Genomic DNA, 14832 nt, shown 5'->3' with positions numbered 1-14832 from the left:
TATCATATGAATGCAGACAACAAGAGGGCATATATAGTTACTATGGTATTTATTTTTATTAGTATAGTTGCAGTATTAATAAGCTTGAATACAGGTACACTGCGAATTTCACCTTTAAAAGTAATCCAAACGCTTTTTGGCAACGGTGATTTTAAAAGTTCTACTGTGCTATTTGATTACCGTATGCCACGAATCTTGATTACCATGTTGGCTGGAGTTGGATTAGGAATTTCAGGTGCAATCCTACAAGGTTTATCGCGTAATCCTTTGGCAGATCCAGGAATTTTAGGCTTACATGCAGGTGCGTCCTTTGGTCTCATTATCTTTGTAACATATTTTCATTCATTAGATGAAAAAGCATCAATCCTTATACCGTTATTTACCTTTTTAGGCGGAGTCTTAACTGCTTTTCTTATTGTTTTACTTGCCTATGATCGTTACAAAGGCATACTGCCCATTCGCCTTATTCTCATTGGAATTGCGATTTCTGCTGGTTTTAGTGCTATTACACTTTTTCTGTCTCTTCGTCTTGATGAAGAAACCTACTCATTTGCTTCAAGATGGTTAGTTGGTAATGTATGGGGAAGAGATTGGATCCATGTTATTGCCCTTTTTCCGTGGATCCTTATTTTAGCACCTTATGCTTACTTCAAATCTAACACATTAAATGCCTTATCACTAGGTGATGACGTAGCTGCTGGACTTGGTGTTTCTGTTCAAAAACAACGTTTGCTGATGCTGGTAACTGCTGTTGGTTTGTCATGTGCGAGTGTAGCAATGGCCGGCGGTATTGGATTTATTGGTCTAGTTGCCCCGCATCTTGCCCGTCGGCTTGTTGGCCCGATGTACCAGCATTTCCTTCCTGTTGCAGGACTTATAGGACTCATTATTTTGGTGCTTGCGGATACCATCGGCCGATCCATATTTCATCCAAATGCTATTCCAGCTGGTATAGTAGTCGCTGCTATAGGAGCTCCCTATTTTCTTTACTTGCTCACAAAAACAAAATAACTTTTCAATTAGGAGAAAAAATGAACAAGAAAATTACTATTTTATTTAGCATTATGTTAATTCTTATTTTGTCGGCTTGCGGACAGACATCTTCAAATGATAGTAAATCAGCACAAAAAAATAAACCAGAGAGTGAAGAACCTAGAATCGCTTCACTTTCCATCCACCTAACAAATGATTTACTTGCATTAGATATAACTCCAGTTGGTTCTGTAATTGGTGGAGAATTAAAAGATTTTCTGCCGCATGTGAAGGATCGATTAAAAGATACGCAAAAGCTTGGACCCGTAAAAGATCCAGATATGGAAGCGTTGATAGAACTAAATCCTTCTGTGATTTATCTTGATAAAGAATTTTCAGGACAAGATGTATCAAAATATGAAAAAATCGCACCGACTCATGTATTTAATCTTGATGAAGGAACATGGAGAGATCATTTAAAGTCCGTTGCTAAACTTGTCGACCGTCAACAGCAAGCAGAAAAGTTCATATCAGATTATGAAAAACAAACAAAAGAAGTCAAAAATTTAATTGAAAATAAACTTGGTGAAGGCAGTAAAGTAATGGCAATCCGTGTTACTGCAAAGGAGTTACGAGTATTTAGTACTGAAAAGCCAATGGGACCTATCTTATTTCAGGATTTAGGTTTTAAACCTGCCAATGGTGTTGAAAAGATTGATAAAAATCTGCCTTACGAAGTCATATCTCAAGAAGTTCTTCCAGATTTCGATGCAGATGCTATATTTGTCATTGTCAACAGTGACGATGAGTCTCAGACTGCTTTTAAACAGTTGGAAGATACACCCATTTGGAAAGGGTTGAAAGCAGTTAAAGGAAAACATGTATACGTAGTTCCGGATCAGCCATGGCTTGACTATTCAGCACTAGGAAATAAAATGGCCATGGAAAACGCAAAAGAAATCTTTTCAAAATAAATAGTGTTATTTTTGGGTTAAGATGAACGGGGAATTTTTACGCTAGGCGAAATTTCAAACTAAAAAAGTCGATTCCTGTACGTTAAGGAATCGGCTTTTTTTAGTTTGCTTCTTCAAGTAAAGCACTGTGAGATTGAGAAGATTTATACTTCAAATACCTTTTTTTTGCATTCGGGCTTAACACTTCTTCCGGCTTTAACACTGCTAATAGCTCTCCATTATTGACTTTATTGACCCAATCGCATCGGCTTCACCTTTTTCAATGAAATTTTCTGGAACTTCTAATTGTCCATTGACTATTGCAGGAACTCTCCCGTATTTTTTCGCTATAGGTGAAAATGATGCTTCCGCTAATGCGTGCTTCCATGCTTCAAATCCATTCATATTCATCAATCATTGTTAGTAATCCCCATCTAGCAATATTCGCTACTTGGGATTGCCCATAGACGCTGGATGCTGGTGTTAAAGCTTGAATTTGTACTGTGCCCCATACTACTTCCTCAAAACGTTGATTAATAAAAAAGTAATGCTTTTCTTTTTGTTGTTAAAACAGGAAAAAATAGTACAAATCTAGTCAATGTAATGTTTCTTAAAATCTGGATGGATAGAAAATTTTTTACGTAAATTGGCAAGGTTTTCACCAAAACTTTCTTCTAAAAGCTCTCTATGTTTCTCCATAATTTCCATGAGATACAAATCATGAATCATGACTTCTGTAATTGGCATTACCAAACCTACATGCATTGTCCATGCCGCACGACTATCTTTACCCAGCGAGACAATACCTGCTACTACTTCTGAGTCATCTCCACTAATAACAAGCCATCGTCCACCATACTCTTCTGTAATTTCATGACCCATATAATGGAGGTAAACATTAGCAAAATCACATACGATTTCCCCATAAGCAATAATTGTTACATTGACCCCTCTAGTTGCTGCCTGTCTTAGTTCAGACTCCAATTCTTCGAATTCCTCTTCCCAAATCTCTAAGAGGATTCTTTTTTCAGCAGATAATATACAAGCTTTAACCTTTTCGAGTATTTCATTGCGTCCAGTGATATTCCAGATATTTTCACGGTCATTTGCAGAACTTTCAAACTCCGCTAATGATTTTTCTGCCAGTTCAAAATTCTCTTCTGCTTTCATTCGACGGTTTTTTATTAGCTCCTTTGCAGGTACAGGAGTATACTGTGGTGTGTTTCCAGGACTAACCAGAATATCCCCTCTTATTGCGAGACCGTCCAGAATTTCATATATTCTTGAACGTGGTACACCGGAGTTTTTTGCTACTGCATAGCCAGTCAATGGCGATTCTTCCAATAAGGTAAGATATGCTTTCGCTTCATATTCGGTAAAATTTAGATTTTTTAATGTTTCTAAAATGTTTTCTTTCATAAATCCTCCAACACAACCTTAGTTGCTACCTTAGTAACTAATATCTTAGCAAAATCTGTTGACCTTTTCCATAAGTATCCAATATAATTAATAAGTAGTTACTTGAGTAGCCACTAACAAACGAGAAGGGAGAAATAGTATGGATAGCTTACTAACTTACATATCAATAGTTGCAATGATGGTTATTATACCCGGAGCAGATACTATGCTCCTAGTGAAAAACACGCTTCGCTATGGTCCAAAAGCTGGACATTATACCGTTCTCGGAATGGCAACGGGACTTTCTTTTTGGACGCTTATTGCTATTCTTGGGTTATCTGTCGTCATTGCAAAGTCTGTGATTCTTTTCAGTACAATCAAATATTTGGGAGCCGCCTACTTAATTTATTTAGGGATTAAAAGTTTTTTTACTAAAAGCGCTTTTTCTTTAAAAGAAATACAAGCACAAGCAAATACACCCACGAAGTATTTAAATCGGCATAATAAGGATTCCTTTATGCAAGCATTACTTAATAATATTCTTAATCCAAAGACTATTTTAGTTTATATAACAATCATGCCGCAATTTGTCAATTTGAATGGAAATGTAAACCAGCAATTGATTATATTAGCCTTCATCTTAACCTTACTCGCTGTATTATGGTTTCTATTTCTTGTTTATCTAATTGATTACGCAAAAAAATGGTTGAACAACTCCAAATTCCAGAAAGCGTTCCAAAAATCAACTGGCTTAATTTTAATAGGTTTTGGCATTAAAACAGGAATATAAATTGTATAAAATAACTAATTTGATTCAATCCGTTCAAAAAATTGAACGGTTTTTCTATTCACTCCACATGTTTCTAACAAACTTGTTAACTACCTGCCCATTTAGTTCCATAAGAAAAGTGCTGCCCTTATAAACAACTCTGATTTCAGCTAACGCACCGTTAGTTCATTAATAGGTACCACCTAATCCCCATCAAGCCAAGACAAATCATTACCCCCATAACTAAAAAATGCTATTTTTCTGTAATTCCATGGAAATGATGGTGTTTTTTAAGTGTATGTTTCAAATGTAAGAAACAGAGTAATGTAGTAGAATAGATAGTACTGGAGGGGGATTTGATGAAAGAATATATTTATGTGAAGTACGAAAAAAAGTGAACTTGAAATTTGGAATTTTAAAAAAAGACATTGTATTTACCATATCACTCTTGTTTGCAATCGTAAGCTGTTTATTCCATTCACCAAAACTGGAATATATTGATTTTAAAGTATTAGTCAGTTTATTTAATCTTATGCTCGTAGTTAAGGCTCTGGAAGATCTTAAACTATTGGATAAGTTCGCCATTACTATACTGAGTAAATGTCATAATAGTAAAAGTGTTTCAGCAATCCTAATTTTATTATGCTTTTTTAGTTCCATGCTTGTAACGAATGATGTGGCATTAATAACATTTGTACCATTAACACTTATAATTAGTAAGATTATACAAACTTCTATGTTAGATACTATTATACTAGAGACAATTGCGGCTAACATCGGAAGCAGCCTAACTCCTATGGGAAATCCTCAAAATCTTTATATATTTACTAACTACGGAATAAGGCCCATACAATTTTTTACAACAATCCTTCTATTAGTGGTTCTTGGAATTATTCTATTATTCTTTCTTAATCAAAGATTGAATAGTAAAACACTGGAAATGGAACTTCCGTATATTTCTATAAAAAATAAAAAAAGGGCAACAGTATGGGGAATTCTATTTGGCATCATATCTGCATCCATACTTGGGGTTTTAAGCTACAAACTTGCATTCATCATCGCTTTGGGAACCGCATGTATACTTGATATAAAATTATTGAAGAAAATTGATTATTTATTGCTTATTACTTTTATATGTTTTTTTATATTTATAGGAAACATATCGGATTTAAAGGTAGTACACACATTTGCAAGCGAACATCTCAAAAGTCCTACATCTATCTTTTTCAGTTCCATAATTTTAAGCCAACTGATAAGCAATGTACCAGCTGCGATCTTTTTATCAAAATTCTCCGTGAATTGGCAGCCTTTATTAGTAGGTGTAAATTTAGGTGGACTTGGTACGATAGTTGCTTCCCTCGCAAGTGTAATTTCATTTAAACTTTTTATTAAGAGAGATCCACAAAAAAGTAAAATGTACCTTATAAGGTTTAGCTTTTATAACTTTTCGATTTTAGCTCTTTTAACTCTTGTTTATTACTTTACAATGAAAAATCAAAATTTCTTTTAATATAGGTTTAAACAACTTTGGGTTTTTTATATTGGATTTCCTTAACATATGCCTATAGGGGTGCCGCCATATGCCCAGCAAGCTAGGGCATATCATTACCCCAAAAACAAAAAAACGCTATTCTTTCTGTAATATGTAGAAAGGATGGTGTTTTTTTATGTGTCACGCGGTTTCAGGTGAAGCAACCTCTTTTGCATATAGCCACACATTCATTGCGGTCATTCCTTTTATAACGATTATTTATAAATATATAAAAATTAACTATTTTTATTATTTATCTCTCAATGTTAACATTTTGTTATACCTTATTTTGAAAGGATGAGAGATGAATGGCTAAACAATATTCTGAATTTACAGTATTCGGACTCGGCCCCATTGGCATTGAAATACTACGCAGTGCTTACCAAACCAATCCACAATCGATTTTCGGAGTTGTTGATATTGATCCCGATAAGATAGGTAAGGACATTGGCTCACTCATCAATGAAAAGGAAACGAATAAGTGTGTAGTCTCCCATATAAAGGAAGTAAGGACTGACGCTGACCACCCTGTCGCCCTTCATGCAACTGGTTCAAACGCACAGCAAGTATGGCCTCAAATCAAAGAGCTTCTAGATCATGGATTTTCAGTGGTTTCCACCTGTGAGGAGCTTTCTTTCCCTTGGCATCGCTATCCTGTACTTTCACAGGAAATAGATGATTACGCTAAAGAAAAGGGACTTAGTGTCATTGGGACCGGAATTAATCCAGGCTACATAATGGATACTATGGCCATTTCTTTTTCTACAGTATTGACGACGGTTAATAAAATTAGGGTCAATCGTAAAGTGGATGTTTCGAAAAGGCGCCTTCCCTTACAAAAGAAGGTCGGAATCGGGATGACCAAAGAAGAGTTTGAATTTTTAGCTGAACAAAATAAAATTGGACATGTAGGACTTGAGGAGTCTGTCAGATTAATCGCTTATGGGCTCAATTGGAAACTTTCAAGTGTACTCAATACAATTGAACCAACGATTGCAAGCGAAAATATTACCGTTCCCCTAACTACCTTAAAACCTGGGGATGTTAAGGGGCTTCATCAAATTTCCACGGGCAAGACCACGGACGGAAAGGAAATTCACCTGGATTTAACGATGTCTGCAGGTATTAAACAAGAAGATGAAATCGTTATCGAGGGGAACGAAACCCAAAGATTGATTGTTCCAAACGGCATCTTTGGGGATACTGCAACCGCTGCAATGATTATCAATACCGCTAAGCAAATTGATGCCCTCCGTAAACCAGGTTTACTTACAATGGCTGACATCGGGGTGCCGAGAAATATAAATCAATCAGACTTTGTGCATATTTAGAGGCAGGCAGACCAACGATCATCCGTATGATTGTGACCAGATTCAAAAGCTTGAATATAGCTATGTAGATTGCTTACTTTATTTGCATAGGTGAACCATCTCAAATGGTTCACCTATGCATCTTGGCTCAGTTAGTATGGTTGATGATATGCGCTTTCCTAAAGCTGCTATAATCAACCATTTTACTGCTGAGCAGCCAAAAAAAGACAAAAAACCACCATGATCGGTGGCTTTGCAGGTTATTCCCTTTTCATTTTTTATATAGGAATCAACCAGCTTATGTGATTGTTTGGAAAATATCATTTTCTAGTATCTTTAAGATTTTTTAGAACCTAGTTTCATGGAAATTTCCTTGGCGGCTTTCGTTACTTTGTCAATCAATTCAGGCAAGCGATCTTCCTGAAATCTAGCCTCTATCCCAGCCACACTAATGCCAGCTACTATTTGATCTTTGCCATTGAGTATCGGCGCACTCACCGCTTTCGTATAATTCTCCAGTTCAGATGAAGTTATCGTGTAACCTTTCATTCTAGCTTCATCCAAAGCATGACGAAGTTTATCTTTATCCATTATCGTTCCAATGGCAATTGGTTTTAATTCAATACTTTCCAAATAAGCTTCACGCTCTTCTTCTGGCAAATGCGCTAGTATGATTCGAGAGTCGCCAGCGTATAATGGCGAACGCCTTCCAATAGATGTATAAAGTCGAACAGGATGCAATGTGTCCACCTTTTCAATGTACATGGCTTCGTCCTTATCCCTCACAATTAAATTCACTGCTTCTTCTACATCATCCCGAAGATCTTTCATGATGGGATAGGCAATTGATCTGATATCCAAACGCTCCCCTACCAGTTGACCAAACTGCAAGAATATCAGTCCAAGTGAATAATGACCGTCATCGTCCCTTGTTAAAAATCCCATTTCTTCTAATGATCCCACCATACGGTGCAAAGAGGTTTTCGGCAGGTCGGAAAGTTCCATCATCTCATTAAAGGTGAGTTTCGGATGATTTATGAAAAGGGTAAGGATCTGCATGGACTTCACGACAGTTTTGTTATGTGCCTGCATACTTTTTCTCCTTCATGATTTAAGTTTTCAGTTAATAGTTCATTATAGGTGTTTTCTATTATAAAATATGAGCACCTAATCATATTAGCTTCTTACGTTTTTCTTCAAAACTTTCAGCTTTAGTTTTTGAGGCATAGTTCTAACTGCAGCCCCGATGGGAACATTACCTTAATTTCGAAAGCCCCCAGGAATTCCTTGCATATAAATTGACTTGGATTTCTCTACAAAGGTATTTCCAAAAATACTTTTGTCCCTCTCTCCTCAACTGAATGAATGGAAAGGTTTCCACCGGCAGCTCTGGCTCTCTCCTCCATACTGAATAAGCCTACCCCACGGGTAACCTTTTCAATATCAAAGCCCTTTCCTTTATCCTCTATGACCACACGAATTTCTTCATCAATTTCCCGAATCGTGACTGTTGCTGCTTGAGTATGAGCATATTTACGAATATTCGTTAATGCTTCTTGGATTATACGGTAAATGGTAATTTCTTTGTTTGTATTCAGACGGCAATTTAAATAACAGTCAAAATGGACCCTGATATGGTGATGCTCTGAAAACCGGACCAAATAAGAGCGAATGGCAGGAAACAAACCAAGATCATCGAGTACTGATGGCCGCAGTTCCCATGATAGGTGTCGAAGTTCTTCGATTATTTCAGTCGCTTCATCTCGCATCTGATCTAACAGGGGATGACTCATTTCTGCCTGCAGCCTGTTAATCGTGATGAGATGGCTGTACAGGTTTTGTCCGATACCATCGTGAAGCTCGCGGGAAAGGCGTTTCCTTTCATCTTCCTGAACATCAATGATTTTACCCGTCATTTTCTGAATCTCTTCTTCCGCAATCTTCCTATTGGTCACTTCATGGCGAATGGCCAAATACTGGTAAGGTTTATTGTGCTCATCAAGAAACGGAACTATTGTCGTATCTACCCAATAATAAGTTCCATCCTTGGTCATATTTTTAATCTCGCCTTTCCATACATTCCCGGATGAAATCATTTTCCATAGATCATTGAAAAATTCTCTAGAATGAAATCCCGAGTTTATAATTCGATGATTCTGTCCAATCAGCTCTTCCTTTGAAAATTTGGAAATCCTGCAAAATTGATCATTAACATATTTGATGGTCCCTTTTTGATCGGTTATTGCTACAATTGATGAAGCATCCAAAGCAAATTGAAAATCGACCAGTTTGTGTACGGATTTTTTCAGTTCCTCTACAACTCGTTTATATTCGGTAATTTCCTTCCGAATTGCCAGGTATTTATACGGTTTCCCCATTTCATTTAAGAAAGGGACAATTGTGGTATCTACCCAATAATAGGTTCCATCCTTTGCTCTGTTCTTAACCTCGCCTTGCCATACACTTCCTGCTGAGATTGTTCTCCAAAGATTTTGCATAAATTGCTTTGAATGATGACCTGAATTGATAATACGATGATCTTTCCCTAAAAGCTCTGATGCTGAATATTTGGATACCTCACAAAATTTCTTATTGAAGGATTTTATTTTGCCTTTTTCATCTGTAAAAGCAACAATCGTTGATTCTTCTATTGCATACATTATATCAACCAGCTCATTTATGGGATAGGATTGATTTTGATTAAGCCGTGATTGGTCTTTCACTTTATGGAACACGACTAAGTAATGGACCTCTTTTTCAAGAGAAAAGGCATTCATCCTGAAAAAAAGGGAAAAAGCATGACCATCCTTGTGGATTCCGAACTGGTGGATTATTTCCCCTTCCCCACTTGCCTGAAGGTTTGCTCCTGGCATAAGATTCAAAAGTTTTTCTCCTATTAATTCATGATTTGAATAACCAAAATTTTCATATACCCGTTGATTCGCAAATGAGATGATGCCAGATTCATTGACGAGAATTGTCGCATCGCCGGACCCAGAAAAATTCTCTTTTTCCTTTTCCAAATGATTATTCCAGTCCATTCATAGTCCTCCTGTTGCCGTTAAATTGAGCTGTTTAATTCCTTTTCCAATTTTTTTGCTGCATCAAGGATCGTTTGCTGGTCACTTTCAGAAATAGGCTGAGTTGTTCTATTACCTACCAATAATACTCCTTTGAGAACAACTTTAAATTGAATTGGAACTGCGAAAGCGAATCTAAGATTTTCCGCGAGCATGATAGGGTATTCTAGTGCTTTGCCAAGGATATTATTAGGGAAATCTTCAATTTTCATCGGCCTGCCTGTAGAGATGACCTTCCCTGCTATCCCTTTCCCATATCGAACAGTTATTCTTTTGTATTTATCATTTCTGTTCCCGGCGGCATAATGCCAGCTTACATCTGGACCGTTACTGTTTTGTAAAGCAAGACCAACAAAATCACAGTCCAACTCTTTTAATACTTGTACACACGTTTGTTTAAATGGTTGACCTTTTCTTGATTGATTGTACACGTTAAATTCCATGCCCTAATAACCCCTTTTTTAAAGCAAATGCAACAAGTTCAGGTCTTGTTTTCATCTGAAGCTTCTCCATCAGGTTTCCTTTATGGGTTTCAACCGTTTTCACACTTATGACAAGTTGTCCGGCAATTTCTTTATTGGAAAATCCTTTCGCAATCAATGTCAGCACCTCTTTTTCACGGTCCGAAAGCAGATTGAAAATATCAGAGGTCCCCTGCTTCACACTGCCTATGTATACTTCCATTAACCTTTTTGTTGCAGATGGATGAAGGTAAGCATTTCCGGTCGATACAGAGCGAATAGCTAGTAATAATTCTTCATGTGGTGCACTTTTTAAAATACAGCCTGAAGCCCCCGCTTGAATGGCTCTGAATAAATATTCTTCATCATCATGCATTGTAAGTATTAATATGGATACTTCAGGCATTAGTTTTTTCAGTTCCGAAGTTGCTGATAAGCCATCTTTCCCATGAGGCATGCTTAAATCCATGACTACCACATTAGGCTGGTGCTCTAGCGCTTGCTGTATTCCTTCGTTCCCTTCAGAAGCTTCCGCTATGACTTCCATATCAGCATGATTATTTAATAGCATCTTTAAGCCCATTCTTACAACGGCGTGATCATCGCAAAGCAAAATTTTTATCAAAGCTGCTCCCCCTTTGCTCTGTTCGTATATGTAGTGTTATTAGTTGAAAATGAAACAACAACGGGGATTGCTCAATTAGCAAACCCCTTGTTTAGTACATTTTAATATAATGGAAGGGAAATCTCTATAGAAGTCCCTTCATCTATTTTTGAAAATATGAAACATTTTCCGCCAATCAAATGCATTCTTTCACTCATGGCTGCAAGCCCGCTCGACTTATTCATAGCGGTTTCCACCTCAAACCCTTTTCCTGAATCTTTAATCATGATCAATAACCTGCTTTTTTTCCATTTGAATAGTATACTTGCCTTCATCGTATCAGCATATCTGGCTATATTCACTAATGCTTCCTGGCAGACTCTGAAAAGTGTAATGCTTTCTCTATCAGATATTTTCGATTCAACACCCAGATTCTCTATCTCAACTTCAATGCCATATGTTGAAGTGTATAATTTTATATAGCTTTTCATAGCAGAAATCAGCCCCAGAGTTGTAAGGGTAGGAGGATGCAATTCCACAGCCAAGAGCCTGATTTCTTGAATTGTCTTTTCCAATAGCTGATTCATATCGCCTGCATAGCTTTTCATGGCAGGCTGTTCGATTTCCTTTTCAATGAGCTGCATACCTGTAAAGAGACTGTAGAGGGATTGTCCCACACCTTCATGAAGCTCCATTGCAATTCGTTTAATCTCTTCTTCATGAGTTTGAATAATGTAAGAACTAATGTTTTTTTTGAGTGGCTTAGTATTCATTCCCACCCTCCTTACTTGTTTGTCGCAAATTATCGGACAGACCGACTTACGCCACGTCCTCCCAAAAGTTACGCTTTCTATCGAGCGATTTGTTCAGTGGGAAAGTTTGCACTATATTTTTGTACGTCAAAAGCTCCACTTCAAGACTGAGAATTTACGATATATAATTCTTTATGCTTTTTTCACTTTATTACTTGAAATGTCACTGAACATCCCGGCATATTGAACGACATCCCCGGCATCATTTTTTATTGCACTTATTGTCAGCCATTGTAGATATTGTTGCCCATCCTTCCGGCTATTCAAGATTTCCCCTTGCCAGAAACCATTTTTTTTAATAGAATTCCATAATTCCTCATAAAAAGTTTGCGGTTGTTTACCAGACTTAAGTATACTAGGATTCTTTCCAAGTACTTCATTTTCCTGATAGCCCGTAATTTTAGTAAATGCAGGGTTTACTGAAATGATTTTACCACTGATATCGGTGATCAAAATTCCTTCTATTGTATGGTCAATCACTTCTTTGGCAAGCCCCATTTTACCTTGGAAAAACATCCAGACAACTAAAATCAAACTTGCGAGGGCAACTTCGGACAATGCCATGAACCCGATTGCATAATGACCTGTAATATTGAATAACAAGGATAAAATTAACGGAGGGAAAAATCCTCCCAAACCACCCATTGCTGACACAATTCCATTCACAATACCAGCCTGCTTTTGAAAATACATCGGCACAAGCTTAAAAATGACACCGTTTCCTATTCCAGCACAGAGAGCAATGCTTAAACAGCCGAATGTGTACCATCCGAATGATGGAGCAAAGGATAGGATCATGGCTGAAACCGTATAAACACCAAAAACAAACATGAGCAGAATAAGAGAATGGAAGCGGTCGGCTAGCCACCCGCCAATTGGTCTCATAAAAGTAGCAAGGACAATAAAGCCAGCTGTCCTTACACCGGCATCAACTTTATCTAATCCAAAATTCTCTACAAGGAAGTTTGGCAGATAAATAGTGAATGCAACAAAAGAACCGAATGTTATAAAGTAAAATAAGCTTAGCAGCCACAGTTTTTCATTTTTGTAGACACCCTTAACTTGTTCTAAAAGCGGGGTTTTTACTTTCGGTTCCTTTTTATCCCCCAATAGGAAGTTACCAACGATAAAGACTGACAAAATCACAAGATAAACCTGTACGGTTGTCGACCAGCCAAACTTCGTAGCTACAGCGGGGGCTGCGAAAGCTGAAATGGCCGTTCCGAGGTTTCCTGCACCATAAATTCCGTTAATAAAGCCATGGCGTTCCTTAGGATAATACTTAGGTAAGGAAGTTACTCCAACAGAGAATACGGCTCCCCCAATTCCCAGGAAAAGCCCCCCAATCAACAAATCAGCAAGAGAATCCGCGATACTGATATAATAAACAGGGAATAACAGCGATATAAAGCTAATCAGGAAAATTCTCCTGGCCCCGAACTGATTGGCGTAAAAGCCAAGGGGAATGCGAAGGATAGATCCTAAAATAACCGGGACAGCTGTTACCAGTGCAAGCTGACCATCCGGTATATTGATATCTTCTTTAATAAAAGGCAGCAGGGAAGAAATTAATACCCATACCATAAATCCTACAACGAGATTTAAGGTGTGTAATGGCAGCTGAATTTTTTTAAACATCCTGACCACTCTCTCTTCTAATTATATATTGCAAACCCGATTTTTCATCAAAAGCCACCCACTCATTTACACTTTTAGTCACAATCGATATCAATGGGACTGCAAAAAAGTTAATGTCGTCAAAATAAATGCGCAGATGTGTGATGTCAGGACAAAGCTCCACCTTAACAATCGTTTTTGTAACGAAAGAAGCTTTATCCTGGCCACCATCATCCAGGATCGCTACGCTTGCTTTTTCTGATACTAACGGTTGTATATCTTCTATTTTAATGGGCTCCACAGGTATTGCACCCCCTCTTTGTCATGTAAACGTTTAGTTGATACCCATGCAAATGTTTCCAGAACAAATCTCCTGCATGAATCTCGATAAATTCAATTGCTTCCTCTTCAGACTCCCATCTGCTCATTCCTTTTACTTCAGCAACTACAATATCGACCCCATCGATTGACTTTTCATCTAAATACCAGTTTAGTCGGACATCTTTAAAAAGGTCTGAAAGGAGCATATCGATTTCAACAGCAAAATTTCCAGATGCTTCTTTTATAAAACAAAAATCAATGTACGTTTCACTGTTCATTTACATTCACGCCTTTTCATTTTTCGTTTTTTTATATGTAAATAACGCTAAGGGAAACACCACAATGTTTAATCCCACGAATATTAAAACATTCACATAATTTTCATAATAATATTGGTGAACCATAAATTGGGTAAATACAATATTCATCATAAAGAAGGCACAGAGCAACGCGACACCAATGAACTTAAGCCTCATAACGCTTCACCCTTACTGCGTATACCGCTCCATTTTCCACTTTCACCTGAATCTCAGGCAGCGGCCTTCTTGGCGGACCAGCAGTTGGAGCACCTGTTTCAACATCAAATTTCCCATGATGGCAAGGACAAACCATCTCTCCCTCTTCCTTCACCCAGAAAACCGGGCAGCGAAGATGTGTGCATGCATTTTGGTAAGCTGCATATTTCTTTTCTGATAATCTGATCAAAATGGCATCATCATGATCACCTGGAAATTTAAAATTCATTGCGTCACCAATTGCAAGTTTGCTTACATCTGTGATTTTTTTGTGAGGATACTCCTTCTCCCCAAGCCCCATCAATTCTTTAGCCGCTACCGCCCCCCAAGGGAGGGAGGAAATGGCGAATACGCCAGCAGCACCCACTAATGTTTTCATGAACCCACGTCTGTCAAGCTTTCTTTCATTATTCCGTTCAATATTATGAGTGTAATTATCTTCATTAAAGGGAATTTTATTATTTTTATCTGACGGCATCTTAATCCCTC

16 protein-coding genes are annotated in these 14832 nt (G+C 37.5%); 5 read left to right on the top strand and 11 right to left on the bottom strand.

What is annotated here, in order from left to right:
• The first annotated feature begins 6 nt into the window (after positions 1-6).
• Together UP17_RS09990 and UP17_RS09985 are read left to right on the top strand one after the other, a co-directional pair.
• Positions 7-1011 carry a FecCD family ABC transporter permease gene (locus UP17_RS09990; protein WP_411730424.1) on the top strand — a complete coding sequence of 335 codons (1005 nt, stop codon included), beginning with the start codon at positions 7-9 and terminating at the stop codon, positions 1009-1011.
• Positions 1012-1031: 20 nt separating this feature from the next.
• Positions 1032-1946, top strand: a complete 915-nt coding sequence (locus tag UP17_RS09985; protein ID WP_061462874.1) for an ABC transporter substrate-binding protein — start codon at positions 1032-1034, stop codon at positions 1944-1946.
• Positions 1947-2150: 204 nt separating this feature from the next.
• On the opposite strand, the gene UP17_RS09980 is transcribed toward UP17_RS09985, so the two are convergent.
• The gene (locus UP17_RS09980) at positions 2151-2330 is read right to left on the bottom strand and encodes a hypothetical protein (protein ID WP_155727291.1); all 180 of its coding nucleotides are present in this window, start codon (positions 2328-2330) and stop codon (positions 2151-2153) included.
• Between the two features lie 186 nt (positions 2331-2516).
• Positions 2517-3344 carry a TrmB family transcriptional regulator gene (locus UP17_RS09975; protein ID WP_061462872.1) on the bottom strand — a complete coding sequence of 276 codons (828 nt, stop codon included), beginning with the start codon at positions 3342-3344 and terminating at the stop codon, positions 2517-2519.
• A 139-nt stretch (positions 3345-3483) separates the two neighbouring features.
• Here UP17_RS09975 and UP17_RS09970 point away from each other — a divergent pair, with 139 nt between their 5' ends.
• From UP17_RS09970 to UP17_RS09960, 3 genes are all read left to right on the top strand, one after another.
• Positions 3484-4113, top strand: coding sequence for a homoserine/threonine efflux transporter (locus tag UP17_RS09970; RefSeq protein ID WP_061462871.1), 630 nt, complete (start codon positions 3484-3486; stop codon positions 4111-4113).
• A 313-nt stretch (positions 4114-4426) separates the two neighbouring features.
• Positions 4427-5602 carry an SLC13 family permease gene (locus UP17_RS09965; protein ID WP_061462870.1) on the top strand — a complete coding sequence of 392 codons (1176 nt, stop codon included), beginning with the start codon at positions 4427-4429 and terminating at the stop codon, positions 5600-5602.
• A 329-nt stretch (positions 5603-5931) separates the two neighbouring features.
• A complete protein-coding gene (locus UP17_RS09960) occupies positions 5932-6954 on the top strand; it encodes an NAD(P)H-dependent amine dehydrogenase family protein (RefSeq protein ID WP_061462869.1) in 1023 nt (340 codons plus the stop codon).
• 315 nt (positions 6955-7269) lie between these two features.
• On the opposite strand, the gene UP17_RS09955 is transcribed toward UP17_RS09960, so the two are convergent.
• The 9 genes from UP17_RS09955 to UP17_RS09910 form a co-directional block, all read right to left on the bottom strand.
• Complete coding sequence (locus UP17_RS09955) at positions 7270-8025, bottom strand: IclR family transcriptional regulator (protein WP_061462868.1); 756 nt, start codon at positions 8023-8025, stop codon at positions 7270-7272.
• A 221-nt stretch (positions 8026-8246) separates the two neighbouring features.
• Complete coding sequence (locus UP17_RS09950) at positions 8247-9974, bottom strand: sensor histidine kinase (protein WP_061462867.1); 1728 nt, start codon at positions 9972-9974, stop codon at positions 8247-8249.
• 20 nt (positions 9975-9994) lie between these two features.
• On the bottom strand, positions 9995-10456 hold the full coding sequence (locus tag UP17_RS09945; RefSeq protein WP_061462866.1) for a GAF domain-containing protein: 462 nt from the start codon (positions 10454-10456) through the stop codon (positions 9995-9997).
• Complete coding sequence (locus UP17_RS09940) at positions 10446-11099, bottom strand: response regulator transcription factor (protein WP_061462865.1); 654 nt, start codon at positions 11097-11099, stop codon at positions 10446-10448. The genes UP17_RS09945 and UP17_RS09940 overlap by 11 nt, the downstream gene beginning before the upstream one ends.
• A gap of 101 nt (positions 11100-11200) precedes the next feature.
• Positions 11201-11851 (bottom strand): sensor histidine kinase, encoded by a 651-nt coding sequence (locus UP17_RS09935; protein ID WP_061462864.1) that lies wholly within the window; start codon positions 11849-11851, stop codon positions 11201-11203.
• 171 nt (positions 11852-12022) lie between these two features.
• On the bottom strand, positions 12023-13528 hold the full coding sequence (locus tag UP17_RS09930; protein ID WP_061462863.1) for a nitrate/nitrite transporter: 1506 nt from the start codon (positions 13526-13528) through the stop codon (positions 12023-12025).
• On the bottom strand, positions 13521-13808 hold the full coding sequence (locus UP17_RS09925) for a hypothetical protein (RefSeq protein WP_061462862.1): 288 nt from the start codon (positions 13806-13808) through the stop codon (positions 13521-13523). The genes UP17_RS09930 and UP17_RS09925 overlap by 8 nt, the downstream gene beginning before the upstream one ends.
• A complete protein-coding gene (locus tag UP17_RS09920; protein WP_061462861.1) occupies positions 13795-14106 on the bottom strand; it encodes a hypothetical protein in 312 nt (103 codons plus the stop codon). The genes UP17_RS09925 and UP17_RS09920 overlap by 14 nt, the downstream gene beginning before the upstream one ends.
• A 187-nt stretch (positions 14107-14293) precedes the next feature.
• Complete coding sequence (locus tag UP17_RS09910) at positions 14294-14821, bottom strand: QcrA and Rieske domain-containing protein (protein WP_061462859.1); 528 nt, start codon at positions 14819-14821, stop codon at positions 14294-14296.
• Positions 14822-14832 lie beyond the last annotated feature (11 nt).

The sequence above is a fragment of the Peribacillus simplex genome, from assembly GCF_001578185.1.
In the GTDB taxonomy this organism is placed as follows: Bacteria; Bacillota; Bacilli; order Bacillales; family DSM-1321; genus Peribacillus; species Peribacillus simplex_A.
The sequence above is the reverse complement of the archived record's forward strand: the minus strand, read 5'-3'. Positions and strand labels throughout refer to the sequence as shown.